This is a genomic window from Anaeromyxobacter oryzisoli, assembly GCF_022690765.1.
Lineage (GTDB): Bacteria > Myxococcota > Myxococcia > Myxococcales > Anaeromyxobacteraceae > Anaeromyxobacter > Anaeromyxobacter oryzisoli.
The window spans coordinates 46062-72515 of the sequence record NZ_JALCZA010000005.1; the positions used below are offsets into that span (position 1 = coordinate 46062).

18 protein-coding genes are annotated in these 26454 nt (G+C 74.9%); 9 read left to right on the forward strand and 9 right to left on the reverse strand.

What is annotated here, in order from left to right:
* Positions 1–32 precede the first annotated feature (32 nt).
* Positions 33–209, reverse strand: a complete 177-nt coding sequence (locus MNZ27_RS02790) for a hypothetical protein (RefSeq protein WP_242392505.1) — start codon at positions 207–209, stop codon at positions 33–35.
* Positions 210–457: 248 nt separating this feature from the next.
* On the opposite strand from MNZ27_RS02790, the gene MNZ27_RS02795 reads away from it, so the two are divergent.
* Entirely contained in the window at positions 458–994 is a 537-nt protein-coding gene (locus MNZ27_RS02795) for a methylated-DNA--[protein]-cysteine S-methyltransferase (RefSeq protein ID WP_242392506.1), read from the forward strand.
* Positions 995–1032: 38 nt separating this feature from the next.
* Here the strand turns inward: MNZ27_RS02795 and MNZ27_RS02800 are convergent, their stop codons facing one another.
* The 3 genes from MNZ27_RS02800 to sucC form a co-directional block, all read right to left on the reverse strand.
* On the reverse strand, positions 1033–1461 hold the full coding sequence (locus MNZ27_RS02800) for a CBS domain-containing protein (RefSeq protein ID WP_242392507.1): 429 nt from the start codon (positions 1459–1461) through the stop codon (positions 1033–1035).
* Positions 1462–1791: 330 nt separating this feature from the next.
* The gene (gene sucD / locus MNZ27_RS02805; protein WP_242392508.1) at positions 1792–2766 is read right to left on the reverse strand and encodes a succinate--CoA ligase subunit alpha; all 975 of its coding nucleotides are present in this window, start codon (positions 2764–2766) and stop codon (positions 1792–1794) included.
* A gap of 17 nt (positions 2767–2783) precedes the next feature.
* Positions 2784–3950, reverse strand: a complete 1167-nt coding sequence (sucC, locus tag MNZ27_RS02810) for an ADP-forming succinate--CoA ligase subunit beta (protein ID WP_242392509.1) — start codon at positions 3948–3950, stop codon at positions 2784–2786.
* Between the two features lie 257 nt (positions 3951–4207).
* On the opposite strand from sucC, the gene prpR reads away from it, so the two are divergent.
* Positions 4208–6133 carry a propionate catabolism operon regulatory protein PrpR gene (gene prpR, locus MNZ27_RS02815; RefSeq protein ID WP_242392510.1) on the forward strand — a complete coding sequence of 642 codons (1926 nt, stop codon included), beginning with the start codon at positions 4208–4210 and terminating at the stop codon, positions 6131–6133.
* Between the two features lie 44 nt (positions 6134–6177).
* On the forward strand, positions 6178–7020 hold the full coding sequence (locus MNZ27_RS02820; protein WP_242392511.1) for an aldo/keto reductase: 843 nt from the start codon (positions 6178–6180) through the stop codon (positions 7018–7020).
* 27 nt (positions 7021–7047) lie between these two features.
* Here MNZ27_RS02820 and MNZ27_RS02825 read toward each other — a convergent pair whose 3' ends face one another.
* Both MNZ27_RS02825 and MNZ27_RS02830 read right to left on the reverse strand, forming a co-directional pair.
* Positions 7048–8385 carry an SAM-dependent methyltransferase gene (locus MNZ27_RS02825; protein ID WP_242392512.1) on the reverse strand — a complete coding sequence of 446 codons (1338 nt, stop codon included), beginning with the start codon at positions 8383–8385 and terminating at the stop codon, positions 7048–7050.
* 188 nt (positions 8386–8573) lie between these two features.
* Positions 8574–10076: an AMP-binding protein gene (locus MNZ27_RS02830; RefSeq protein WP_242392513.1), complete on the reverse strand. Its 1503-nt coding sequence runs from the start codon at positions 10074–10076 to the stop codon at positions 8574–8576.
* A 181-nt stretch (positions 10077–10257) separates the two neighbouring features.
* Between MNZ27_RS02830 and MNZ27_RS02835 the strand changes: the two genes are divergently transcribed.
* Positions 10258–13134 carry a DUF748 domain-containing protein gene (locus MNZ27_RS02835; protein ID WP_242392514.1) on the forward strand — a complete coding sequence of 959 codons (2877 nt, stop codon included), beginning with the start codon at positions 10258–10260 and terminating at the stop codon, positions 13132–13134.
* A 45-nt stretch (positions 13135–13179) separates the two neighbouring features.
* Here the strand turns inward: MNZ27_RS02835 and MNZ27_RS02840 are convergent, their stop codons facing one another.
* Positions 13180–13875 (reverse strand): trimeric intracellular cation channel family protein, encoded by a 696-nt coding sequence (locus MNZ27_RS02840; protein ID WP_242392515.1) that lies wholly within the window; start codon positions 13873–13875, stop codon positions 13180–13182.
* 267 nt (positions 13876–14142) lie between these two features.
* Here MNZ27_RS02840 and MNZ27_RS02845 point away from each other — a divergent pair, with 267 nt between their 5' ends.
* The 5 genes from MNZ27_RS02845 (at position 14143) to MNZ27_RS02865 (ending at position 21032) form a co-directional block, all read left to right on the forward strand.
* Positions 14143–14610, forward strand: coding sequence for a thioesterase domain-containing protein (locus tag MNZ27_RS02845; RefSeq protein WP_242392516.1), 468 nt, complete (start codon positions 14143–14145; stop codon positions 14608–14610).
* Positions 14607–15698 (forward strand): class I SAM-dependent methyltransferase, encoded by a 1092-nt coding sequence (locus tag MNZ27_RS02850; RefSeq protein WP_242392517.1) that lies wholly within the window; start codon positions 14607–14609, stop codon positions 15696–15698. Before MNZ27_RS02845 ends, MNZ27_RS02850 begins: the two co-directional genes overlap by 4 nt.
* Positions 15699–15886: 188 nt before the next feature.
* Positions 15887–17284 carry a sodium-dependent transporter gene (locus MNZ27_RS02855; protein ID WP_242392518.1) on the forward strand — a complete coding sequence of 466 codons (1398 nt, stop codon included), beginning with the start codon at positions 15887–15889 and terminating at the stop codon, positions 17282–17284.
* 193 nt (positions 17285–17477) lie between these two features.
* On the forward strand, positions 17478–19916 hold the full coding sequence (locus MNZ27_RS02860; RefSeq protein WP_242392519.1) for a bifunctional acetate--CoA ligase family protein/GNAT family N-acetyltransferase: 2439 nt from the start codon (positions 17478–17480) through the stop codon (positions 19914–19916).
* Between the two features lie 54 nt (positions 19917–19970).
* Positions 19971–21032, forward strand: a complete 1062-nt coding sequence (locus MNZ27_RS02865; protein WP_242392520.1) for an AraC family transcriptional regulator — start codon at positions 19971–19973, stop codon at positions 21030–21032.
* 196 nt (positions 21033–21228) lie between these two features.
* On the opposite strand, the gene MNZ27_RS02870 is transcribed toward MNZ27_RS02865, so the two are convergent.
* Complete coding sequence (locus MNZ27_RS02870; RefSeq protein WP_242392521.1) at positions 21229–23025, reverse strand: acyl-CoA dehydrogenase; 1797 nt, start codon at positions 23023–23025, stop codon at positions 21229–21231.
* 44 nt (positions 23026–23069) lie between these two features.
* Positions 23070–26363, reverse strand: coding sequence for a fused isobutyryl-CoA mutase/GTPase IcmF (gene icmF, locus MNZ27_RS02875; protein ID WP_242392522.1), 3294 nt, complete (start codon positions 26361–26363; stop codon positions 23070–23072).
* Between the last annotated feature and the right edge of the window lie 91 nt (positions 26364–26454).

The window sequence follows — 26454 nt, forward strand, 5'->3', positions numbered from 1 at the left end:
GGCGAGCGCGCCCCGGCGCGGCCCGGCCGGGGTCACTCGTCGTGCTCCGGCGGCGGACGGCGCTCGGCGGCCTTCTCGGCCTCCGGGGGCGCCTGGACCTTGCCCTTCTTCTCCGCCTCGGCCTTCTTCTCCGTGGCGCGATCCTGGCTCTCGATGTCGTGGATCTTCTTCTCCAGCGCGTGGAATCCGCCTCGTCTGGTCTCCGCCATCGCCGAACCTCCCGTTGGACGATTGAATCGTCTTGAATCGTCGCTCGGCGGGGCGCGGTGGGCACGGCGCAGGCGGGGTAGCTCGACCGCGGGGCCCGCCCGGCCGCGCGCGTGGCGGGCCGACGATCGCGGCGCGAGGTGCACGGTCGCGAGGGGGGCGCGCCGGCGCCGCGCCCGGTGCACACCATGGGGCCACCCGCTCTCCCGCGTCGGAGGCGCATGCGGGTCAGTACGGAGGAGTCGAGTCGATGACGGCGGGGGGCCATGAGCTGTGGATGGAGGCGCCGGCGGCCCTCGGCGCGCTGCGCCTGGTGGCGAGGGACGGCGCGCTCGCGGCCGTGCACCTCGTACACGCGGGTGAGCGGCCGGCCGGGTGGAGCCTCGCCCCGGCCGCGGTGGAGCCGGTGCTCGCCCGGGCGCGTGCCCAGCTCCAGGAGTACCTCGCGGGCGATCGGACCACCTTCGACCTGCCGCTCCGCCTCGAGGGGACTCCCTTCCAGCGCGCGGTCTGGGCAGCCCTGCTCGAGATCCCGTTCGGTGAGACCCGCTCGTATGGGGAGATCGCGCGCGCGCTCGGACGCCCTGCGGCGGTGCGCGCGGTCGGCGCCGCGAACGGCCGCAACCCGCTCGCGATCGTGGTGCCCTGCCACCGCGTGATCGGCGCGGACGGCGCCCTCGCCGGATACGCCGGCGGGCTCCACCGCAAGCGCTGGCTCCTCGCGCATGAGGCGGCGCGTGCCGGTGCGGGGTCCCCGCCCCGGCTCCCCCTCCCGCCGGCAGGGTGAGCGGCGACGCCCGGCGGTCCGGCCGGGCGCCGGCGCGATCAGTGGATCACCGGGGGCTGATCGCTCTTCACCTCGTGCAGCGTCGCGCCCGTCGTGGTGCCGCTCTCGACCTCGGCGATGTCCGCAAGGCTGATCACGCCAGCGAGCCGACCGCGCTCGTCGCACACCATCACCCGCGACTTCCGGCTCCGGCGCATCAGCCGCTCGGCGTTCTTCACGTCCTCGCCCAGCCGGCAGCTCACCGGATCGTGCGTCATGACCTGCTCGATCCGCTCGTCCGCCGCGCGTCCCTCGGCGAGGACGCGGATCGCCAGGTCGCGGTCCGTGACGGCGCCGAGCGGCATCCCCTGCGCGTCGCAGATCGGTACGAACCCGATGTTCTCGTCGCGCATCAGCCTGGCGGCGTCGCGGACGGACTGCCCCTCGATGCAGCACTTCGCGCTGCTCATCAGCTCTTCCACGTGCATGATCCCCTCCGGCGGCCGGCCGGGCGAGGCGCTGGTCGCTTTGCCGCCACCGTCGCGACCCAGCCCGCGGTCGGCGCGGCCGGGCGGCGCCGGCGGATCCCTGCGTCAGGATGGGGACGGCGGTGGGCGCGCGCCAACGCGAAGGTTGCGTGACATCGGATCGGAGGTTCGCGGCCTGGTCCCCGCCCGGCCGCCGGGCACCGCGCCCGGTCATCGGCGTGTGGATTTGCGTGACGCGGAGGCGGGGACGGCGACCGATCGATCGGCCGGAGACCGTGGCGGGCGTCAGGGCCGGCAACGGAGTATTTCGACCCGCGCGCCGCGGGACGGTCACGCCTCACGGTCGGGGGCCTTGGCCGCGCGTGCGGGGACGACCCGGACTCCACCCGCGCCGCGCCGCTCGCGTCGGTGCTGGGCTCTCCGCGCCGGCGCGGAGAGCACCTCGCGCATCGTCCGGCCGAGGAGGTGCGGCCCGTCGCACAGCGCGACGCCGGCGCGGCGGAGCGCCTCGAGCTTGGCCTCGGCGGTGCCGCTCCCCCCGGAGATCACCGCGCCCGCGTGCCCCATGCGCTTGCCCGGCGGGGCGGTCCGGCCGGCGATGAAGCCGACCACCGGCTTGGTCATGTGCTCGGCGATCCAGGCCGCGGCCGACTCCTCCTCCGTGCCGCCGATCTCCCCGATCAGGATCACCGCGTCGGTCCCGGGGTCCTCCTCGAAGAGGCGAAGGACGTCCACGAAGCCGGTCCCGTGCACGGGGTCCCCGCCGATGCCCACGGCGGTGGACTGGCCCATCCCCAGCGCGGAGAGCTGCGCGACGGCCTCGTAGGTGAGGGTGCCGGAGCGGGAGACGATGCCGACGCGGCCCGGCCGGTGGATGTGACCGGGCATGATCCCGATCTTGCATTCGCCGGGGGTGATCACGCCGGGGCAGTTCGGGCCGAGGAGGCGGGTGCGGGTGTTCCCGGCGAGCGCCCGCTTCACCCGCACCATGTCGAGGATGGGGATCCCCTCCGTGATCGCGACGACCAGCCGGAGGCCCGCCTCGGCGGCCTCGAGGATCGCGTCGGCGGCGTGCGCCGGCGGCACGAAGATCACCGACGCGTCGGCGCCCGTCTCGCGGACGGCGCGCTCCACGGTGTGGAAGACCGGCACGGCGTTCGCGAAGCGGGTGCCGCCGCGCCCCGGGGTGACGCCGGCCACCAGGCGGGTGCCGTAGTCCATCATCTGCTCGGCGTGGAAGCTCCCGGCGGAGCCGGTGATGCCCTGGACGAGGAGCCGGGTGCTGCGATCGACGAGGATGCTCATGGTCCGCTCCTCTCGCCTCACGCGGCCCGGGCGGCGGCGACCGCCTTGCGGGCGGCGTCGCCGAGGTCGTCGGCGGGGATGATGTCGAGGTCGCTCTCGGCGAGGAGCTGCGCGCCGAGCGCCACGTTCGTGCCTTGCAGCCGGACGACGAGCGGGATCGAGAGGCCGACCTGCCGCGCGGCGGCGAGGATCCCGTTCGCGATGACGTCGCACTTCATGATGCCGCCGAAGATGTTCACCAGGACGGCCTTCACGTTGGGGTCGGCGAGCAGGAGCTCGAACGCGGCGGCGACCTTCGCCTCGTCGGCGCCGCCGCCCACGTCGAGGAAGTTCGCGGGCGCGCCCCCCGCCAGCCGGATCACGTCCATGGTCGCCATCGCGAGGCCGGCGCCGTTCACCATGCAGCCGATGTCGCCGTCCAGGGCGATGTACGAGAGCTCGTGGTCCTTCGCCGCCGCCTCGCGCGGGTCCTCCTCGGCGGGATCGCGCAGCGCCGCGACGTCCGGGTGCTGCGGGAGCGCGTTGTCGTCGAACGTCATCTTCGCGTCGAGCGCGACGACCTCGCCGGCGACCGTGACGACGAGCGGGTTGATCTCCGCGAGCGAGGCGTCGGTCGCGGCGTAGGCGCGGTACAGCCCGGTGGCGAAGCGCACGAAGGCGTCCACCGACTCGCCGACGAGCTCGAGCTCGAACGCGAGGCGGCGCGCCTGGTGTGGCGTCAGGCCGGTGAGCGGATCCACCGACGCGCGGAGGATCCGCTCCGGATGGTTCCTCGCGACATCCTCGATGTCGACTCCACCTTCCGACGACGCCATCATCGTGACGCGGCCGCTCTCGCGGTCGAGGGTGACGCCGAGGTAGAGCTCGCGGGCGATGCGGCACCCCTCCTCGACGTAGAGCTTGCGGACCTCCTGGCCGGCCGGTCCGGTCTGGGCGGTGCGGAGGATCGTCCCGAGCAGCTCCTCCGCGTGCTGCTGCGCCTCCTCCGGAGAGCGCGCCAGCTTCACGCCGCCCGCCTTGCCGCGGCCGCCCGCGTGGATCTGGGCCTTCACCACGCAGATCGGGCCGCCGAGCTGGCGCGACGCGCTCTCCGCCTCGAGGGCGGTCGCGGCGAGGTAGCCGCGCGGCACCGCGACGCCGAAGCGTCGGAGGAGCTCCTTCGCCTGGTACTCGTGGATCTTCACGCGACCTCCGGGGCCACGGAGCCGATGCCGCCGGCCGCTGGATCCGGCGCGCGAGCGCTGCCGGTCCACCGTGCCCGAAACGCCGGCGTCCCTTCGCGCCGGACGAGACGGGTCATCGCAAGGCGCGCGCCAGCCGGCGGCGCGCGCGGCGCCGGGTCGCAAGTGCGCGTCTCCACGGCGCGGCCGGGCGACCCCCCACCGGGCGGCGGGGACGGAGCTTCCATTTCCGGAACAGGTGTGTTCCGGTCATGAAACGCATGACCCAGGCGCGAGACCGCAAGCCGATCCTGTGGGCGTTCACGCTGAGCCGGCTCACCGACCTCCTCGAGCGCGTCGTCCCCTCCTACGCCGGCCGCGCCGACATCCGCGTCTTCCACAAGGCCTTCGACGACGCCCTCGAGACCGCGCGCGAGCTGATCCGGGCCGGCGAGGAGGTGGACGTCCTCATCTCCGCGGGTGCGAACGGCGCCTACATCCGCAAGCGCACCGCCGTCCCGGTCGTGGCGATCCAGGCCACCGGCTTCGACGTCCTCCAGGCCCTCGCCAAGGCCCGGCGGCTCTCGCGCCGCGTCGCGATCGTGAACTACGGGGCGGTCACGCCCGAGCTCGAGCACTTCAAGAGCCTCTACGGCCTCGAGATCGAGCAGCGCGCCTACGACACCATGGAGGAGGCCGGCGCCTGCGTGCAGGAGCTCGCGGCGAAGGGGATCGAGGTCGTGGTCGGCCCCTCGGGCGTCGCCGAGATCTCGGAGCGGCTGGGGCTGAAGGGGATCTTCCTCTACTCCAAGACCGCGGTGTGCGAGGCGATCGACCGCGCCATCGAGATCGCCCGCGCCACGCGGGTCGAGGACGCGAAGCGCGAGCGCGTGGACGCGGTCCTGCGCCACCTCGCCGAGGGCGTGGTCGCGGTGGACCTGGAGCAGCGGATCCAGTCGCTCAACCCGGCCATGGAGCGGCTCCTCGGCGTCTCCGCCGAGGCCGCCCTCGGCGCGCCGCTCTCCCGGGTGGCGCCGGGGCTCAGCCTCGCGCGGGTGCTCGAGACCGGCGACGCCGAGCTGGAGAAGATCGAGCGGCTCGGCGGGCACACGCTGGTCACCAACCGGATCCCGATCCGCGAGCAGGGCGTGCGGACGGGGGCGGTGCTGACGTGCCAGGAGGCGAGCGCGATCGAGCGCGTGGACCGGAGCCTCCGCTCGCAGCACCGGCCGCGCCGCTACGAGGCGCGCCACCGCCTCTCCGACGTGATCGGTCGCTCGGAGGCCATCGCCCGCACCCGGGAGCTGGCCGAGCGGTACGCCCGCACCGACGCGACCGTGCTCGTCACGGGCGCGAGCGGCACCGGGAAGGAGCTGTTCGCGCAGGGGATCCACGCGGCGAGCCGCCGGTCCGATCGGCCGTTCGTGGCGGTCAACTGCGCGGCGCTGCCGGAGACGCTCCTCGAGTCGGAGCTCTTCGGCTACGAGGAGGGCGCGTTCACCGGGTCGCGCCGCGGCGGGCGGGCCGGCCTCTTCGAGGCGGCGCACACCGGCACCATCTTCCTCGACGAGGTCGGGGACATGCCGGTCGCCCTCCAGACGCGGCTCCTGCGCGTGCTGCAGGAGCGCGAGGTGCTCCGCCTCGGGAGCAACGATCCGACGCCGGTGGACGTGCGGGTGATCGCGGCCACCAACCAGGACCTCGCCGCGCGGGTGGAGCAGGGCGACTTCCGCGAGGATCTCTACTACCGGCTCGCGATCCTGCGGCTGCACCTGCCGCCGCTCTCGGCCCGCCCGGAGGACATCCCGCTCCTCGCCGAGGACCTGCTCGGGCGCGCCCTCGCGCAGCACGGGGCGCTGGAGGCCCGGGAGCGGGCGCTCGAGGCCGTGCTGCCGCGGCTCCTCGCGCACGCCTGGCCCGGGAACGTGCGCGAGCTCGAGAACGTCCTCGAGCGCGTGGCGGTGCTCTACGCGGAGCCGAAGGGGGCGGCGGTGGACGCCCGGGAGCTGCGGGTGGTCGTCCCCGAGCTCTTCCAGGACCGGCGCCGGACGCGCGAGGCGAGCACGCTGCGCGCGGCGCGCAACGACCTCGAGCGCGCGCACATCCTCCGCGTCCTCGAGGAGTGCGGCGGCAACCAGTCCCGGGCGGCGCGGCGGCTCGGCATCGGGCGGACCACGCTGTGGCGGAAGCTCGGGGGGTCCGATTAGCCATGAGGTCATCGGGCCGGCGCGCGCCGGCGGAGGAGGTCTCCATGGCGAAGGTGGCGCGGATCGCGCTCCGGGGCGGCGGGTCGATGCCCGTCCTGGGGCAGGGGACCTGGCGCTTCGGGGAGGACCCGGCGCGGCGGGCCGACGAGGTGGCGGCGCTCCGGCTCGGGCTGGACCTCGGGCTCGCCGTCGTGGACACGGCGGAGATGTACGGCGACGGCGCCTCCGAGGAGCGGGTCGCCGAGGCGATCGGCGGGCGCCGCGACGAGGTCTTCCTGGTCTCGAAGGTCCTGCCCTCCCACGCGACGCGGCGCGGGGTGGTGCGGGCCTGCGAGGGGAGCCTGCGGCGCCTCCGGACCGACCGGCTCGACCTCTACCTCCTGCACTGGCGCGGCGCGACGCCGCTCGAGGAGACGGTCGCGGGGTTCGCGGACCTCGTGCGCGCGGGGAAGATCCGCGCGTGGGGCGTCAGCAACCTCGACGTCTCCGACCTGGAGGAGCTGGTCGCGCTGCGGGGCGGGGCCGAGGTCGCCTCCGATCAGGTGCTCTACAACCCGAGCCGCCGCGGCGTCGAGCACGACCTCCTGCCCTGGTGCCGCGCCCGCGGGGTCGCGGTGATGGCGTACTCGCCGCTCCAGCAGGGGGCCCTCCTCGGGAACCGCGCGCTCCGCGAGGTGGGGCGGCGCCACGGCGCGACCGCGGTCCAGGTGGCGCTCGCCTGGGCGATCCGCGGCGGCGGCGTCTGCGCGATCCCGGAGGCCCGCACCCCCGCGCACGTGCGGGAGAACCGCGCCGCGCTCGAGCTGCTCCTCGGTCCGGAGGACCTCGCCGCGCTCGACCGCGCCTTCCCGCCGCCCGCGCGGAAGGTGCCGCTCGAGATCATCTGACGAACGCGCCGGGCTCCGTCGCCAGGATCACCGCGGCGGGACGGGCTCCTCGTACCACCCGCGGCGCGTGAGCGGGAGCCCGCTCGCGCCGCGCGCGGGCTTCACGTGGAGCGCCTGGTACACGGTGTTCTCGCCGCGCTCGAAGTCCGCCGCGGCGCCCGCCATGTAGAGCCGCCAGGTGCGGTACGCGGTCGGGCCGGCGACGCGCTCCACCTCGGCGCGGCGCCGCTCGAGGCGGTCGATCCAGTGGCGGAGGGTGAGGGCGTAGTGCTCGCGGAGCGACTCCACGTCCCGGAGCTCGAGCCCTGCCTGCAGCGCGGCCTCGGCGACCTCGTGCAGGTACGGCAGCTCGCCGTCCGGGAAGACGTACTTGCGGAGGAAGACGCCCTCGCGGAGGAGCCGGCTTCGCAGCCCGCCGTCCCGGGGGCCGAGGGACGCGATCCCGTGGTTCAGGAAGAGGCCGCCCGGCCGGAGCAGGCGGGCCGCCTGCCGGAAGTAGGCCGACAGCTCCGCGACGCCGACGTGCTCCACCATCCCGACGCTCGCGATCTTGTCGAACGCCTCCGTGCCGAGGGAGCGGTAGTCGGCCACCTCGACCCGGCAGCGCGCGCCGAGCCCCCGCGCCGCGATCCGCTCGCGCGCGAGCGCCGCCTGGGCCGGGCTCAGGGTCACCCCCAGCGCCGTCACGCCGTGGCGCTCCGCCGCCCAGAGGACGAGCCCACCCCAGCCGCAGCCGATGTCGAGGAGGCGGTCGCCGGGCGCGAGCCGGAGCTTGCGGCAGATCAGCTCGAGCTTCGCCTCCTGCGCGGCGTCGAGGCTCGTCCCCGGCTCCGGGAACCAGGCGCACGAGTACACCATCCGTGCGTCGAGCCAGAGCGCGTAGAAGTCGTTGCCGGCGTCGTAGTGGTGCCGCACCGCGAGCTCGTCCCGCGCCGGGCTGTGCAGGCCGCCGCGGAGCTGGACGGCGGACCCGGGCGGCGCGGGGGACGCGGCGCCGCGGAGCAGCGCGGGGGCGAGGGGGAGGAGCGCGAGGAGCTCGCGGAGGCCGAAGCGCAGGCGATTCCGCAGCGCGAGCGCCGCCACGAGATCGCCCTCGACGTCCCAGTCGCCGCGGAGGAACGCCTCGGCCGCGGTGAGCTCGCCCGGCGGCCAGAACATGCGGAGGAGCGACGCGGGGTGCGGGAGCACCAGGACGAAGCGGACCGGGCGGCCGGGCGAAGGCGGCAGGACGTCGCCGCTCCAGAGCCGCACCGAGAACTCGCGCGGCTCGAGCGGCGCGAGGAGCGTCTCGAGCGCCCGGAGCGCGTCGCGCGCGCCGGACGACGGCGCGAGGTGCTTCGTCTCCCGGGCCGCGGCGGTCTCCATGTCCGTCCCCTCCCACCGCCGACGCTATTCGGCCGCCGCGCCTCGGAGGCGCTCCCTGGTGGGGTCGCCCGGGCGCGTCGGCACCGCGGTGTTCGCGAAGGGGGCGACTCGAGGGGGGGCCGATCGGCCGGGCGTGCGCCGCCGCGGCGCCCCGTCGTCGCGGCGTGACGCTCGACCGGTTGGCGCCGTCAGGAAGCGGAGGAGAAGGTCGCGCGGAGGACGGTCTTGAGGACCTTGCCCATCGCGTTGCGCGGCAGCGCGCCCACGAAGTGGACGCGCCGCGGGAGCTTGTAGGGGGCGAGCCGGCCCCGCAGCGCCTCGAGGATCGCGTCGGCGTCCAGGGTGGGATCGCGTCGGACGACCACCGCCGCCACGGCCTCTCCGAGGTCGCGGTGCGGTACGCCGATCACCGCCGACTCGGCGACGCCCGGGAGCGCGTCGAGGACCAGCTCGACCTCCTTCGGGTAGACGTTGAAGCCCCCGGAGATGACGAGGTCGCTGTTGCGGCCGACGAGGGTCAGGTACCCGTCGTCGGAGAGCGCGCCGAGGTCGCCGGTGCGGAACCACCCGTCGGAGGTGAAGGCCTCGGCGGTCTTCTCCGGCTGTCGCCAGTAGCCCCGGGTGACGGCGGGGCCGCGGATCTGGACGAGCCCCACCGCCCCGGGCGGCACCGGCCGGTCCTCGGCGTCCACGATCCGCAGCGCTACCCCCTCGAGCGGGCGCCCGACGCTGCCGGGACGCCGCTCCCCCTCGAGGGGGTTCGAGGTGATGACGACCGCCTCGGTCATCCCGTAGCGCTCGAGGATCGCGTGGCCGGTCCGCGCGGTGAACGCCCGGCTCGTCTCGGCGAGGAGCGGCGCCGAACCGGAGGTGAACAGGCGCACGCCGCGGCACGCCTCCGGGCCGAGCCCCGGGAGGTCGAGGAGCCGCGTGTAGAACGTGGGGACGCCCATCAGCACGGTGGCGCGCGGCAGCAGCGCGAGGACGCGGTCGGCGGCGAACCGGGGCAGGAAGATCATCGCGCTGCCGGAGAACAGGGCGCAGTGCGCGGCGATGAACAGCCCGTGGGCGTGGAAGAGCGGGAGCACGTGGAGGAGCCGGTCGCGCGGGGTGAAGCCCCAGGCGCGGGTGAGCGCCTCGGCGTTCGAGGAGAGGTTGCCGTGCGAGAGGAGGGCGCCCTTCTGCCGGCCGGTCGTCCCCGACGTGTAGAGGATCGCGGCCACGTCGTCCGGCGCGGAGATCGCGGTCGCGAAGGCGCCGGGTTGCGCGGCGGCGCGATCGGCGAGCGTGCCGCCGCCGGCGGCGTCGAGCGTGAGGAGCGCGGGGACCCCGCACGCCTCGGCGAGCGGGCGCATCGTCTGGACGCCGCGGGGATCGCACACGAACGCGGCGGGCGCCGCGTCGCGGAGGAAGTACTCGACCTCCGCGGGCGTGTGCGCCGGGTTCAGGGGGACGTAGATCGCGCCGAGCCGCAGCACGGCGAGGTACAGGCCGTACGCCTCGGGCGACTTCTCCACCTGGACGGCGACCCGATCCCCCGGCGCCACGCCGGACGCGGCGAGGGCGTTCGCGTACCGACCGGTCAGCGCGAACAGGTCGGCGTACGTCCACCGGGCCCCCGCCTCGGCCTCGACGAAGGTGGCGCCGGGAGCGGCCCGCCCCGCGACCAGGGAGAAGAGGTTCCCGCTCATGTCTCGCCTCCTCGGCGCGCGCGCTCCACCGCGGTCGCCCCGCACGTCCGTGGCTGCGCCGGCCAGCATACCGCACGGCCAGGCGGCTCATGGCGGCACCCGCTTGCGTCGAGCGTCGCGAGGCCGGGCCCCGACCCAGCGCAGGTTGGCGCCGGCCCCGGTCGTGTGTAAATGGGGGCGCATGTCCGACCCCACGCCCGCCTCGCCGCGCCGCCGGCGCCTGCTTCGCGCGTCCGCCGTCCTGGGCGCCCTCCTCGTCGCGTACACCGCCTTCGGCTTCCTCGCCGGGCCGGCGATCCTGCGCCGGGTGATCGTGAAGGAGGCGTCGGCGGCGCTCCACCGGGAGGTCTCGATCGCGAAGGTCCGCGTGAACCCGCTCGCCCTCTCCGTCCTCGTGGAGGGGCTCGCGGTGAAGCACCGGGACGGTGCCCCGTTCCTGGGCTTCGAGTCGCTCTTCGTCCGGCTCGCCCCGCTGCGGCTCCTCGCCGGAGAGGTGGGGCTGGCGGAGATCCGGCTCGTGCGGCCCGCGGTGGACGTGGGGCTGCGCGCCGACGGGACCTTGAGCTTCCAGGACCTGCTCGGCGACGAGAAGCCCGCAGGCGGGGCGCCGGCGAGGCCGGGGGAGTCGAAGAAGGAGGGCGGGCTCGGCGTCTCGATCGGGCGGCTCGCGGTGGAGGAGGCGCGCCTGACCTTCCGGGACGCGACGCGCCACCCCGCCTTCGCGAGCGTGCTCGGCCCGCTCACGATCCGCCTCGAGTCCTTCCGGACGAAGGGCGGCGGCGACAGCCCGTACTCGTTCGCCGGGACGACCGACGCTGGCGAGACCTTCCGATGGACCGGCACCATCCGGACCCAGCCGCTCCGCTCGGCGGGGACCCTCGCCTTCGAGCGGATCAAGCTCCCCCGGTACGCGGCCTACCTCCACGACGACTACCCGATCGACCTGCTGGACGGGCGGCTCGATCTCGAGACCCGGTACGACCTCGAGTGGGGCGCCGCCCGGCGTTCTCTCCAGCTCGCGGGCGGGAAGGTGGCGGTGCACGACCTGGCGGTGGGGCCGCGCGGCGCCACCGACGCGCCGGTGAAGCTCGCGCGGCTCGAGGTGACCGGGGTCGACGCGGACGTGCTCGCGCGGACGGCGACGGTCGCGGAGGTCGCGCTCCGCGGCGGCTCGGTGCGGGTGCTGCGCGAAGCCGGCGGCGGGCTCGAGCTCGCGCGGATGGAGCCGCCGCCCTCGCCCCCGTCGCCGACCCCCTGGTCGTGGGCGGTGAAGGCGATCGACGTCACCGGCCTCTCCGTGGACCTCGAGGACCGGACCCCGCCGCGCCCCGTGGTCCTCCCGCTCTCCGACGTCCGGCTCCGGCTCGAGCAGCTCCGGAAGGGGGCGGACGCGGTCTCCCCGCTCGACCTCTCCCTCGTGTGGAACGGGCGCGGCCGGCTCGCGGTGAAGGGGCCGGTCAAGCCGTTTGGGGACAAGGGAACGCTCGAGCTCGACGCGGCCGACCTCGACCTCGCGCCCCTCGCGCCGTACCTCGAGCGCGACGTCGCCGCGCGCCTCACCGGCGGCCGCGCCGGCGCGAAGGTGAAGGTCGGTTACGACGCCTCCGGGGCGGCGACCCGCTGGACGCTCGCAGGCGACGCGCGGCTCGACGGCCTCTCCGTGGCGGAGAAGGGCAACGAGGACCTGCTCCGCTGGCGCGCCCTCGAGGTCTCCGGCATCGACGCGGCGTCCACGCCGCCCCGGGCGAGCGCGCGGCTCGTCCGCCTCCTCGAGCCGCGGGTGAAGGCCTACGTCTGGGAGGACGGCCAGACCAGCGTGGAGCGCGCGCTCCGGCCCACGGCCCCGGCGGGCAAGGCGCCCCCGGCGAAGGCGCGCGCGGCCGCCGCGGAGCCCGCCTGGCGGACCGCGATCGGCGCGGTGGAGGTCGTCCGCGGGCGGGCCAGCGTCGTGGACCGCTCGATCGCCCCGGCGGCGGTGGTGGACGTCACCGCGGTGGACGCGAAGGTGACGGGGCTCTCCTCCGATCCACGGGCCCGCTCCGCGGCGGACATCCGGCTCCAGCTCGAGGGCGCCTCGCCCGTCCGGATCACCGGCACGACGAACCCGCTCCAGAACGACGCGTACACCGAGCTCACGGTGGCGTCGCAGGGCGTGGATCTCTCGCCCCTCGATCCGTACTCCGGCAAGTTCCTCGGGTACGGGGTGCGGAAGGGCAAGCTCGACCTGGACCTCCGCTACAAGATCGAGCACCGGCGCCTCGTCTCGACCAACGTCGTGAAGGTGAACCAGTTCACCCTGGGGGATCGGACCGACAGCCCCGACGCGACGAAGATCCCGGTGCGGCTCGCGCTCGCGCTCCTCCAGGACAAGGACGGGGTGATCCTGCTCGACGTGCCCGTCGAGGGCCAGCTCGACGATCCCGACTTCCACCTCGGGAAGGTGATCTGGCACACGGTCCTGAACGTGCTCGTGAAGGTGGGGACCTCGCCGTTCCGGGCGCTCGCCTCGCTCGTCGGCGGCGACCAGGCGGACCTGTCGATGGTGGAGTTCGCGCCGGGCACCGCCGACCCGGTGCCGGCCGCGCAGGAGCGCTTCACGCTGCTCGCGCGGTCGCTCGCGCAGCGCCCCGCGCTCGGGCTCGAGCTCGAGGGGGTGACCGACCCGGATCAGGACGGGCCGGCGCTCCGGCGCGCCACGCTCGAGCGGAGCCTCCGTCGCGCGAAGGCTGCCGCGCTGCGACCGCCGCCCGCGTCGCCGGACGAGGTGACGGTGGCCCCGGACGAGCGCGCCCGGCTGGTCCGGGCGGCGTACGAGGCCGCGTTCCCGGGCGCGCGGAAGCCGCGGGAGCCGGCGCCCACGGCGCAGGAGATGGAGGATCGGCTCGCCGCCGCGGCGGAGATCGCGCCCGACACGTACCGGGCGCTCGCCGCCGCGCGGGCGCAGCGGGCCCGCGAGGCGCTGCTCGGGGCGGGGCTCGACCAGGCGCGGCTCTTCCTGGTCCAGGGCGGCGAGCACGCGAAGGAGAAGGGCGCGCGCGTGTACTTCACGGTGAAATAGCCGCCCGCGCCGGCTCGTCGCGCGCCGACCCTGGCGCGCCGTCGCTCACGCGCGCCCGCGCGAGCCGGGACCCTGGCCGGGCTCGTCGTCCGAGGCGGGCGGGTGTCCTCCCGCGACGGGCAGCCTCCAGCCGTACCGCAGGGCGGCGACCCGCAGCAGGAAACAGAGCGCGATCCCGACGGGCGTCACCACCGCCGAGGGCAGCCCGGCGAGGCCGCCGAGGACCACCACGCCCGCGCCGGCCAGGGCCGCGACCGCGTAGATCTCGGCGCGCAGCACGGAGGGGACCTCGGCCACGAGCAGGTCGCGGGCCATGCCGCCGCCGATCCCGGTGACCATCCCGAGCATCGCCGCGGGGAGGGGATCGAGGTGGAAGGCGAGGGCCTTCTGCGTCCCGGAGACGGCGAAGAACGCCAGCCCGGCGGCGTCGAAGAGGAGGACCGGGTGGCGGAGCCGCTCGACGAGCGGGTGCCAGTAGAACGTCACCACCCCCGCCGCGAGCGGGATCGCCATGTAGGGGAGCTCGCGGAGCGCGGCCGGGGGGACCGCGCCGATCACGACGTCCCGGAAGATCCCGCCGGAGGTCGCCGCGGCGAAGGAGAGGACGAGGACGCCGAACAGATCGAGCCGGTGCTTCACGCCCGCCGCCGCGCCGCTCAGGGCGAACGCGAACGTGCCGGCGAGATCGAGGGCGGTCGTGAGGGGAGCGAGGTCGACGCTGAAGCGGGTGATGGGGATCATGAGGGCGGGCCGGCCTTCCGGCCGGAGCCGGCACAGTAGCATCCGTCGGCACCGGAGGCGTGGCCGAGGCCCGGCGAGGCGGGCGGCCAGGCGCTCGCGGCCCACTGCGGCGCGCGCCAGGGGCGGAGGCCGGGCGTTCGCGATCGCGCGTACCGCGATGCGGGATCGAACTGTGCCATGGAGGATGGACGCCCGCGCGCTGCGGGAACCGCGCTATCCTCCTCGGCCCGCCTCGCCGTGCGCCCGCTCGCCCCGGAGGATCCGAGCATGACCCTCGCCGACATCACGCGGCTCGTCCAGGAGCAGATCCCGATCACCCGTCACCTCGGGGCGGTCGTCGCGGACTACGACGGGACCTCGATCCGCCTCGAGGCGCCGCTCGCGCCGAACGTCAACCACCGGGCCACCGCCTTCGGCGGGAGCCTGTCCGCGCTCGCGATCCTGGCCGGGTGGACCCTGCTGCACCTCGCGCTCCGCGAGCATGGGCTCGAGGCCAGCGTCGTCATCCAGCGCAGCGCGCTCGACTTCGACAGGCCGATCGACGGCGACTTCAGCGCCATCGCCCGGCTCCCGGCGCCCGCGGACTGGGAGCGGTTCCTCGCGACATTCCAGCGCCGGGGACGCGCCCGCGTGCACGTGCGGGGGGCGGTCGAATCCCCCGGGGGCGTCGGCGGGGCGTACGAGGGGGCGTACGTCGCGCTGCGGCCCGAGCCGGGGGCTGGGTGCGCGCGATGACGGCGTCTCCAGGCACGTTTGAAGCGGCGGCTCCGTGGGAGACCGAGTGGCCCCGCGAGCAGCTGGAGCCGGTCCCGCGCTGCGCGGTCTGCGGCTCGAGCGAGCGGACGACCCTGTACGAGGGGCTGACGGATCGGATCTTCCGGGTCGCGCCGGGCACGTGGACGCTGTGGCGCTGCGCCGGGTGCGGGGCCGCCTTCCTCGACCCGCGTCCGACCCTCGGCGGGATCGGGCTCGCCTACCGGTGCTACTACACCCACGACGCGTCACGGGCGCGGCACGTCTTCTCGGAGGGGACCGGGGTCGGGCTGCTCCTCAGGCGGCTCCGGCTGTTCGCCTACTACGACGACGCGTTCGGATACGCGCTCCGGCCCGCGGCCCCCGGGGCGGCGTTCCTCACGCGGTGGAGCGCCGCGCGCCGCGCCCGCGCCGATCACCTGATCCGCCACCTCCCCGCGCCGTCCGGACGCGCGCGGCTGCTCGACGTCGGCTGCGGGAACGGCGACTTCCTGCGCATCGGCCGCGCCCTCGGGTTCGACGTCGTCGGCCTCGACCTCGACGAGGTGGCCGCGGCGCGTGCCCGAGCATCCGGCCTGGCGGTCCACGTCGGGACGCTCGACGACGTCGCGCTCGAGCCGGGCACGTTCGAGCACGTCACGTTGAGCCACGTCCTCGAGCACGTGCACGATCCGGTGGGCGCGCTCCGGCGGGTCCACGCGCTGCTGCGGCCCGGCGGGCGGGTCTGGATCCAGACGCCGAACGTGGAAGCCGAGGGGCTGAGGCGCTTCGGCCCGGACTGGCGCGGCCTCGAGCCGCCGCGCCACCTCACCCTCTTCGGTCCGGAGAGCCTGCGGCGAGCGCTCGGCGCCGTCGGGTTCGAGCGCATCGCGCTGCTGCCGCCGCGCCGCGAGGCCGCGTTCTACGTCGCCCAGAGCCTGATGGTGCGGCGGGGCGCCTCCGTCGATCGGAGCGGCCGCGCGCCGCGGGCGCGGATCGGTGCCGAGGCGCGCCGGATGGACCGGGCGGCGCTGCGCTGCCCGGAACGAGGAGAGAGCCTGACGGCGGTGGCCTGGCGGCCGGAGGCGTGAGCGGCACGAGGTGCGCCGATGTGGGGGATCGCCCGGGTCGGTCGCGATCGACCGAACGGCGCCGCTCGCGCGGTCGCGTGCGGCCGCAGCGCCTGCCTTCGCGGCGGGCGCCCGCCCGGGCTGGCGTTCGAGGCCGAAGCGCGGGAAACTCCGCCCGCCTCCGCACCGGATAGACCTCGAGGATCACCGTGACACCCGACGTTCAGCTCAACCCCTCCGCCGCCGTACGAACGGAGGCGCGCCGCGACGCGTTCGCCTCCAACCTCGGGGCCTTCGCCGCCACCGTCGGCTCGGCCATCGGGCTCGGCAACATCTGGAAGTTCCCGTACCTCACCGGCTCGAACGGCGGGGCGGCCTTCGTGCTCACCTACCTGCTCGCGGTCGCCCTCGTCGGCGTGCCGGTGATGGTGGTCGAGCACGCGATCGGCCGGCGGATGCGCCTGGACGCGGTCCGCGCCTACGGGCGGGCCGTCCCTGGTCAGCCCTTCTGGGCGGCGATCGGTTGGGCTGGGTTCGTCTCGGCGGTCTTCATCATGGCGTTCTACACGGACGTGGCCGGGTGGGTGTTCGCGTACGTGTTCAAGTCCGCCGCCGCGCTGCGGACGGGCGCGCCCCTCACCTCCGCGACGTTCGGGGCGCTCGCGGGCGGCACGTGGGAGCCGCTCCTCTGGCAGGCCCTGGTGACGGTCCTCACCTGCTGGATCATCGCGACCGGCGTCTCGAAGGGGATCGAGCGGGTCACGAAGACCCTCATGCCGGTCCTCTTCACGCTCCTCCTCGTCTGCGACGTCCGCGCGCTCACGCTGCCCGGCGCGGCCCACGGGGTCGCGTACCTCTTCCGCCCCGACCTCTCGAAGCTCACCGCCAGCGTGCTGCTCGCCGCGCTCGGCCTCGCGTTCTTCAAGCTCTCGCTCGGCATGGGCACGATGACGACCTACGGGTCGTACCTGCCCGACCAGACCCGCATCGTGCCGAACGCGGCGCGCGTCGCGCTCGCCGACACGCTCGTCTCCCTCCTCGCCGGGCTCGCCATCTTCCCCACCGTGTTCGCCTTCGGCGGCACGCCGGCCGGGGGGCCGGGGCTGCTCTTCAACACCATCCCCCTGGTCTTCAGCCGGATGCCCGCGGGCGGGCTCTTCACCTTCCTCTTCTTCGTGCTCTCGGCGATCGCGACCATCGGCGCGATGGTGAGCCTGATGGAGGTGCCGGTGGCGTGGTTCGTCGAGAAGGGCCACCTGCGCCGCCCCGCCGCCGCGATCGTCACCGCCGCGATCATGTTCGCGCTCGGCGTGCTCGCGACCCTCTCGCAGAGCCCGGTGCTCGCCGACGTGAAGCTCTTCGGGAAGACGTTCTTCGACCTGTTCGACTTCGCGTCCTCGAACGTGCTCCTCCCGGTGGGCGGGGTCGCCATCGCGATCGTCGGCGGGTGGCTGGTGTCGCGGCGCTCGTTCGTCGAGGAGATGGACCGCGGGTACGCCTCGGCGCCCCGGTACGAGCGCCCGCTCTACGCGCTCATCCGCTACGTGGCGCCCGTGCTCATCCTGCTCATCCTGCTGAACAGCCTGGGCGTGATCCGGCTCGCGTAGCCCGGCGGCGGCGCGGGCCGGACCCGTCCGGGCGGGCCGCTGCGGCGGTCCCGCGCTGCGCGGAGGTGGGGCGGGGACCCCCGCCCGGTCCGGCCCTCGCGCGGAGGCGAGCGCGCGCGCCGGCTGGTATAACGGTGGGCGGAGGCCGGCTCGTCGCCGCGGTGCGAGTCCAGGCGACGGGCAAACCGAGCGCGTGCGCCCGCACCCTTTCGAGCGCGTCTTCGCCCCCCGCGCCGTCGCCGTCCTCGGCGCCGCCGGCCTCGACTCGCCCGGCGGCCGCGTGCTGCGGAACCTGGTCGCCGGCGGGTTCGCAGGGCCGATCCACGCGGTGGGCGGCGACGCCGGCGCCCTCCCCGGCGTGCGCTGCAGCGCCACGCTCTCCGAGGTCGAGGGGGAGATCGACCTCGCCGTCCTCGCCTACCCCGCCGCGGCGCTCCCGGAGCTCGTGCGCGCCTGCGCCGAGCGCGGCGTCGGCGGCGCCGTGATCCTGGCGGGCGTGCCGGGGGCGCCGGCGCAGCGCGATCGCGGCGCGGCCGGGGCGCTCCTCGCCGAGGCGCGGCGCGGCGGGCTTCGGCTCTTCGGCCCGAACAGCGTGGGGCTCGTCCGCACCGGCGCGCGCCTCGACGCGACGTTCACGAACGGCGGCGCGATCCCCGGGTCGATCGGCCTGGTCTCGCAGTCCGGCGCCATCTGCGCGACCGCGCTCGACTGGGCGGCGTCCCGCCGGATCGGGTTCTCGACCGTGGTGTCGCTCGGGGACGCGCTCGACGTGGACGTCGGCGAGGTGCTCGAGTACCTCGCCCTCGACCGCGAGACGAGGAGCGTCCTCCTCTACGTCGAGACCGTCCGCGCCGCCCGCCCGTTCCTGAGCGGGCTCCGGCTCGCCGCGCGCATCAAGCCGGTGGTGGTGGTGAAGGCGGGCCGGTACGGCGGCGGGGCGGGGGCGCCGTCCGACGACGCGTTCGACGCCGCGCTCGCGCGGACCGGCGCCGTGCGCGTCTCCTCCATGGAGCGGATGTTCGCCGCGGCCCAGCTCCTCGCCACCGCGCGGCCGGTGAGCGGCAACCGCCTCGCGATCCTCTCGAACGCCCGCGCGCCAGCCGTCCTCGCCGCGGACCGCGCGGCGGATCTCGGCGTGCAGGTCCCGCCGCTCGGGGACGAGACGCGCCGGCGGCTCGACGCGGTCCTCCCGCCGGTCGGCTCGCACGCGAACCCGGTGGACCTCCTCGGGGACGCCGCGCCGGCGCGCTACGGCGCCGCGGCGGAGGCCTGCCTCGGGGCTCCGGAGGTGGACGCGGTGCTCGCGATGCTGGCGCCGCAGGCGCTGGCGCGCCCCGACGCGTGCGCCGAGGCGGTCGTCGCGGCGAGCCGGGGCGGGGCGAAGCCGATCGTCGCCTGCTGGATGGGCGGGGAGCGGGTCCGGAGCGCCCGGGCCCGCTTCGTGGAGGCGGGCATCCCGGCGCTCGACACGCCGGAGAGCGCGGTGGAGGCGTTCGGGCTGCTCGCGAGCTACGCGCACAACCAGCGGCTGCTCCGCCAGCTCCCGGGGCCGCTCGCGCCCGACGCGATCCCGCAGCTCGATCGCGCACGGGACGTGGTCCGGCGCGCGATCGAGCGCGGGCGCGACCGGCTCACCACCGGCGAGCTGCAGCGGCTCCTCGCCGCGGTCGGCGTGCGCGACCTCGCCGCCGCCGGGCAGCGGGTGAGCGGGGCCGAGCTGTGGGTGGGCGTCGCGCGCGACGCGGTCTTCGGGCCCGTGGTCCGGTTCGGGCGGGGGAGCGCCGCCGGGCTGGTCGGGGAGCCCATCGTGGCGCTGCCGCCGCTCGACACCGCGATCATCCAGACGCTCGTGCGCGCGAGCCGCGCCGCGCCCGCGTTCACCGCCGCCGGCGGGCTGGCCGCGCCCGAGCGGGCCGCCTTCGAGCGGACCCTCTGGGCCATCTCCGAGCTCGTCTCCGAGCTGCCGGAGCTCCGCGAGCTCGAGCTCTCGCCGCTGGTCGTGGCGGGGAGCGAGGTCTACGCGTCGGGGGCGCGGGCGGCGATCGCCCCGCCGCCGCCGGGGGCCGACCGCTACGGCCACATGGCGATCCACCCGTACCCGAGCGACGTCGGCGCGCGCTTCGAGCTGCGGGACGGGACCACCGTCACGGTGCGCCCGATCCGCCCGGAGGACGCGGAGCTGGAGGCGAGCTTCGTGCGCAACCTCTCCGACCACGCGCGCTTCTTCCGCTTCATGACGAGCGTGAAGGAGCTCACCCGGGAGATGCTGGTCCGCTTCACCCAGATCGACTACGACCGGGAGCTCGCGCTCGTCGGCCTGGTCGAGCGGGAGGGCCGGGAGGTCCAGATCGCGGTGGCGCGGTACACCCTCACCGATCCGGAGAGCGCGCACATCTCGGTGGTCGTGGCGGACGAATGGCAGGGGCGGGGCCTCGGGGGGCGGCTGCTCGAGCTCCTCGCGGAGCTGGCGCGGGCGCGCGGCGCCGTCCGGCTCGAGGGGGAGATCCTCGCCGAGAACGAGCGGGTCCGGGCGCTCCTCGCGCGCCTCGGGTACTCCTTCCGGCGGGATCCCGAGGAGCCCGACGTCTTCCTCATCGAGAAGGCGCTCGGGGCGGCGCCGGCCGCCCCCTGACCGGGGCCGCGCTTTGCCACCCCGCGCGCGGCGGCGGTAGGATCCCCGCTCCTCATGAACACGGCGGAGAAGGACACCGTCTCGATGCACTTCGTCGAAGCCGCGGTCGCCCGGCTGTCCGGCGAGGCGCGCGCGCGGGTCCTCGCGACCGCCGGCATCCCGGCCGAGCTGCTCGGCGCGCCGCAGGCCCGGGTCACCGCGGACGCGTTCTCGGCGCTGTGGCTCGCCGTCTCGCGCGAGCTCGACGACGAGTTCTTCGGGCTCGACCGGCGCCGGATGAAGTGCGGCAGCTTCGCGCTGCTCTGCCACGCCGCCCTGCACACCGGGACCGTCGCGCACGCGCTGAAGCGCATCCTCCGCGGGTTCGCGGTGTTCCTCGACGACGTCCACGGCGAGCTGCGGGTCGAGGGGCGGGAGGCGGTGGTCGAGCTCGTGAGCTCGATCGAGCCCCTCGAGGCCCGGCGCTTCGCGGACGAGACGCTGCTCATCCTCGTCCACGGGCTGACGTGCTGGCTCGCGGGGCGGCGCATCCCCCTCACGCTCGCGGAGTTCTCCGAGCCGAGGCCGCCGCACGCGCAGGAGTACGCGGTGATGTACTCGCAGCGGCTGCGCTTCGACGCGGCGCGCACCGCGGTGCGCTTCGACGCGGCCCAGCTCGCCGCGCCGGTGATCCAGGACGAGGCGTCCCTCGCGACGTTCCTCCGCACCGCCCCGCGCTCGGTGTTCCTCAAGTACAAGAACGAGGCGGGCTGGGCCGCGCGCCTCCGCCGCCGGCTCCGCGGGAGCATCGGGAAGCCGGAGTGGCCGGTGCTCGAGGACGTCGCCCGGGAGCTCCACGTGGCGCCGACGACGCTGCGGAGGCGGCTCGAGGCCGAGGGGACGAGCTACCAGGCGATCAAGGACGAGCTCCGGCGGGACGCGGCGGTCCACCAGCTCTGCGGGACCCGGCTCAGCATCGCCGAGATCGCGAGCGCCCTCGGGTTCCAGGAGACGAGCGCGTTCCACCGTGCGTTCAAGCGGTGGAGCGGCGTGCAGCCCGGCGAGTACCGGCGCCGGGCGGGCCGGGAGGGCGACGAGGCTCGGCCCTCGAGCCTCGGGCCCGGGGCGGCCGGATAGGCCTCGGCGTGAGCCGTGCCCGTCACCGTCACCGGCTTCTCCGTGACCCGTGAACCGGGTCGCGTGGCCCGTGGCCCGATCCCCGTCGACCGACGGACGGACGGATCACGGGCCAGGGGGACACGGGAGGCGGGCACGGGGGGTCACGGTCACGATGACGGTCACGCGGCCCAGGCCTGCAGCGCGAGCGCGCGAGTCAGAGCTGATCGTCCTCGATCGAGAGCGCGCCCTCGGCGCCGGACACCACGGTACGCGAGAGCCCCGGGGCGCGGACGAGCACGTGGTCGGCGTAGAAGCGGGCGGTGGCGAGCTTCGCCCGGTAGAAGCCCGCCTCGGGGGCGCCCTCGGCCAGCCGCCGGTGCGCGATGAGGGCGGCGCGGGCGCTCTGCCACCCGCCGGCCACCACGCCGAACAGCTCGAGGAAGGGCACCGCCCCGACCGCCACGGCGCGGACGTCGGTGGCGTACGTGTCCACGACGAAGTCCACCGCCTGCTCGAGCGCGACGACGCCGTCCTCGAGCCGCGCGGCGATCGCCGACAGGGTCTCGAGCCGCGCCTGCTCGAGCTGGCCCCCGACGTCGCGCATCTCGGCGATCACCCGGCGGATCGCCTCGCCGCCGTCGCGCGCGACCTTGCGGCCGACCAGATCGGACGCCTGGATCCCGGTGGTCCCCTCGTAGATGGTGGTGATCCGCGCGTCCCGCAGGAGCTGGGCCGCGCCGGTCTCCTCGATGTAGCCCATGCCGCCGTGGACCTGCACGCCGAGCGAGGCGTCCTCGATCGCGGTCTCGGTGCTCCAGCCCTTCACGACCGGGATCATGAGATCGACGAACGCCTGGCTCCGGGCGCGCCGGTCGGCCTCAGGGTGGCAGCGGGCGGTGTCCGTCGCCGCCGCCACCACGCACGCGAGGGCGCGCATCGCCTCGGTGCGCGACCTCATCAGCATCAGCATGCGGCGGACGTCGGGGTGGCGCACGATCGCCACCTTCTCCCTGCTGCGCGCGCCGAGCTCGGTCCCCTGGAGCCGCTCGCGCGCGTAGGCGAGGGCGAGCTGGTACGCGCGGTCGGAGATCCCGATCCCCTCGATCCCCACCGCGAACCGGGCGGCGTTCATCATGATGAACATGTACTCGAGGCCGCGGTGCTCCTCGCCGACGAGCCAGCCCACCGCGCCGCCGCGGTCGCCGAAGGCCAGCACCGCGGTCGGGCTCGCGTGGATCCCGAGCTTGTGTTCGAGCGACACGCAGCGGACGTCGTTCCGGGCGCCGGGGCGCCCGTCCGCGCCCACGAGGAACTTCGGCACGACGAAGAGCGAGATCCCCTTCACGCCCTCCGGCGCGTCGGGCGTGCGGGCGAGCACGAGGTGGATGATGTTCTCGGCGAGGTCGTGCTCGCCGTAGGTGATGAAGATCTTCTGCCCCTCGAGGCGGTAGGTGCCGTCCGGCTGCGGCGTCGCGCGGGTGCGCACCGCGGAGAGGTCCGAGCCCGCCTGCGGCTCGGTGAGGACCATCGTGCCCGTCCACTGGCCGCTCACGAGCTTCGGCAGGTAGGTGCGCTTCAGCTCCTCGGAGCCGCGGAGCTCGATCGCCTCGATCGCGCCGCGCGTGAGCATGGGGCAGAGGGCGAACGCCACGTTCGCGCCGTTCCACATCTCCTCGACGAGCGCGGAGACGAGCCGGGGCACCCCTTGGCCCCCGAGCGCCGGATCGGGCGACAGCGCGTTCCAGCCGCCATCGACGAACTGGCGGTAGGCGTCGCGCCAGCCGGGGGCGGTCGAGACCTCGCCGTCCTGCACGCGGGCGCCCGCGCGGTCGCCGCTCGCGTTCAGGGGGGAGAGCACGCCGGCGGCGAACTTCCCCGCCTCCTGGAGGATCGCCTCGGCGACGTCGAGCGTGACGTCGCCGCAGCCGGGCAGGCGCGCGATCTCCTCGAGCGGCGCGAGCTCGCGCAGGACGAACTGCATGTCGCGAAGCGGGGCGGCGTATTCCCTCATGATCGATCTCCAGTGCGCGAAGCGTCCACGGCCGACCCGGCGGGCTACATGTTCCGCCGGTACTGCCCACCCACCTCGAAGAGCGCGCTCGTGATCTGCCCGAGCGAGCACACCCGTACCGCGTCCATCAGCACCTCGAACACGTTCCGGTTCTCCATCACCGCCTGCTGCAGGCGGCGCAGCTGGAGCGGCGCCTCCGCCGCGTGACGCGCGTGGAAGTCGCGCAGCCGCTCGAGCTGGGAGCGCTTCTCCTCCTCGGTCGAGCGCGCCAGCGCGACGTGGTCCGGGACCGGCTCGCCGTGCGGGTTGCGGAAGGTGTTCACCCCGATGATCGGGTACTCGCCGGTGTGCTTGAGCAGCTCGTAGTGCATGCTCTCTTCCTGGATGCGGCTGCGCTGGTACCCCGTCTCCATCGCGCCGAGCACGCCGCCGCGGTCGGCCAGCCGCTCGAACTCGGCCAGCACCGCCTCCTCGACGAGGTCGGTGAGCTCCTCGATCACGAACGCGCCCTGGTTCGGGTTCTCGTTCTTCGCGAGCCCCCACTCCCGGTTGATGACGAGCTGGATCGCCATGGCGCGGCGGACGCTCTCCTCGGTCGGCGTGGTGATGGCCTCGTCGTAGGCGTTCGTGTGGAGCGAGTTGCAGTTGTCGTAGATCGCGACCAGCGCCTGGAGCGTGGTGCGGATGTCGTTGAAGGCGATCTCCTGGGCGTGCAGCGAGCGCCCGGAGGTCTGCACGTGGTACTTGAGCTTCTGGCTCCGCTCGCTTGCGCCGTACCGATCGCGCATCGCCACCGCCCAGATGCGGCGCGCGACGCGGCCGAGCACCGTGTACTCGGGGTCCATCCCGTTGCTGAAGAAGAAGCTCAGGTTCGGCGCGAAGTCGTCCACGTCCATCCCGCGCGCGAGGTACGCCTCGACGTAGGTGAAGCCGTTCGCGAGGGTGAAGGCGAGCTGGGTGATGGGGTTCGCGCCGGCCTCGGCGATGTGGTAGCCGCTGATGCTCACCGAGTAGAAGTTGCGCACCTCGTGGCGCACGAAGTACTCGGCGATGTCGCCCATCACCTTCAGGCTGAAGTCCGTGGAGAAGATGCAGGTGTTCTGCCCCTGATCCTCCTTGAGGATGTCGGCCTGCACGGTGCCGCGCACCGTGGAGAGCGCGCGCTGCCGGAGCTCCGCCGCCTCGTCCCGGGTGGGGGCGCGCCCGCGCGCCGCGGTGAACCGCTCGACCTGCTGGTCGATCGCGGCGTTCATGAACATCGCGAGGATCGTCGGCGCCGGCCCGTTGATGGTCATGCTCACCGACGTGGCGGGGTCGCAGAGGTCGAACCCCGAGTACAGCACCTCCAGGTCGTCGAGCGTCGCGATGCTGACGCCGGAGTTGCCGACCTTGCCGTAGACGTCCGGGCGCGGGTCGGGGTCCTGGCCGTAGAGGGTCACCGAGTCGAACGCGGTGGAGAGCCGCCGCGCCGGCATGCCCTCCGACACGAGCTTGAAGCGCCGGTTGGTGCGGAAGGCGTCGCCCTCGCCCGCGAACATGCGGGTGGGATCCTCCCGCTCGCGCTTGAACGGGAAGGTGCCGGCCGTGTAGGGGAACGCCCCGGGGACGTTCTCCAGCATGAGCCACCGCAGCCGCTCGCCGTCGTCCTCCCAGCGGGGCAGCACGACCTTGCGGATCCGGGTCCCGGCGAGCGAGGTGTGGAAAAGCGCGGTGCGCACCTCGCGTCCCCGGATCTTCATGACGAACTCGTCGGCGGCGTAGGCCTGCTGCAGCTCCGGCCAGGACGCGAGCAGCGCCCGCGCCGCCGGATCCTGCCGCGCCTCGCGCGCCTGGACGAGCGGCTCGAGCGCCTCGGCGGCCTCCGGCCGGTCCGGCTGCTCGGTGCGCGCCATGCGCTGCGCCGCCCGGAGCTGCTGCACCTCGCGCGCGAGCGCCGCCTGCTCGCGGACGCGCCGCTCGTAGCCGCGCACCGCGTCGGCGATCTCGGCGAGGTAGCGCACGCGCCCGACCGGCACGAGCGGGACCTGGTGCGTGCTGTGGCGGGTCTGCACCGCCGGCAGGCGCCCCTCCTTCGCCGGCAGCCCCAGCGCGCGCAGGCGGGCGAGGAGCGCCTGGTACAGCGCGGTCACCCCGTCGTCGTTGAAGCGGCTCGCGATGGTGCCGAAGACCGGCATCGACTCGGCGGGCGCGTCGAAGGCGCCCCGGTTCCGCTGCACCTGGCGGGCGACGTCCCGGAGCGCGTCGGCGGCCCCCCGGCGGTCGAACTTGTTGATCGCCACGAGCTCCGCGAAGTCGAGCATGTCGATCTTCTCGAGCTGGCTCGCCGCGCCGAACTCGGGCGTCATCACGTAGAGGGGGACGTCCACGAGCGGCGCGATCGCGGCGTCGCCCTGGCCGATGCCGGGGGTCTCGACGATCACGAGGTCGAACCCGGCGACCTTCGCGGCGGCCACCACGTCGGGGAGGGCGCGGCTGAGCTCGCCGCCCATCGCGCGCGTCGCGAGGCTCCGGAAGAAGACGCGCGGTCCCCGCGCCCACGGGCCGATCGCGTTCATCCGGATCCGATCGCCGAGCAGCGCGCCGCCGCTCTTGCGCCGCGACGGGTCGATGCTGATCACCGCCACGCGCAGGGCGTCGTCCTGGTCGAGGCGGAGGCGGCGGATCAGCTCGTCGGTCAGGCTGGACTTGCCGGCGCCGCCGGTGCCGGTGACCCCCACCACCGGCACCCGCCGGGCCGGCGCCTGGGCGTGGAGCGCCATCACGAGCTTCGGATCGGCGTGCCCGTCCTCGAGCGCGGTGACGAGCCGGGCGAGGGCGCGCCAGGCCGCCTCGCCGTGGCCGGCGATCGCGTCGAGCGTCCGCGGGGCGCGCGGCGAGAGGTCCACGTCGCAGCGCTGCACGATCTCGCCGATCATGCCGTGGAGCCCCATCCGCTGCCCGTCCTCCGGGCTGTAGATCCGCGCGACCCCGTACTCCTGGAGCTCGCGGATCTCCGCCGGGACGATGACGCCGCCCCCGCCGCCGAAGACCTGGATGTCCTCGCCCCCCCGCGCCCGGAGCGAGTCCACCACGTACTTGAAGTACTCGAGGTGGCCGCCCTGGTAAGAGCTGACCGCGATCGCCTGCACGTCCTCCTGGAGCGCGGCGGTGACGACCTCGTCCACGGAGCGGTCGTGGCCGAGGTGGATCACCTCGGCGCCGCGGTCCATGAGGATCCGCCGCATGATGTTGATGGCGGCGTCGTGGCCATCGAACAGCGCGGCGGCGGTGACGACGCGGACCTTGTGCTTCGGCCGGTACTCGGCGAGGGCTGCGAGCTCTGCGTGCGCGTGAGTCATGGGGTTCCCTCAGGCGACTCTATGCGCGCCCGGGCGGCGGGGCGATGCCCGATGCGCCCGGGTCGGCTGGCGTTTCCCGACAGGCCAGCTC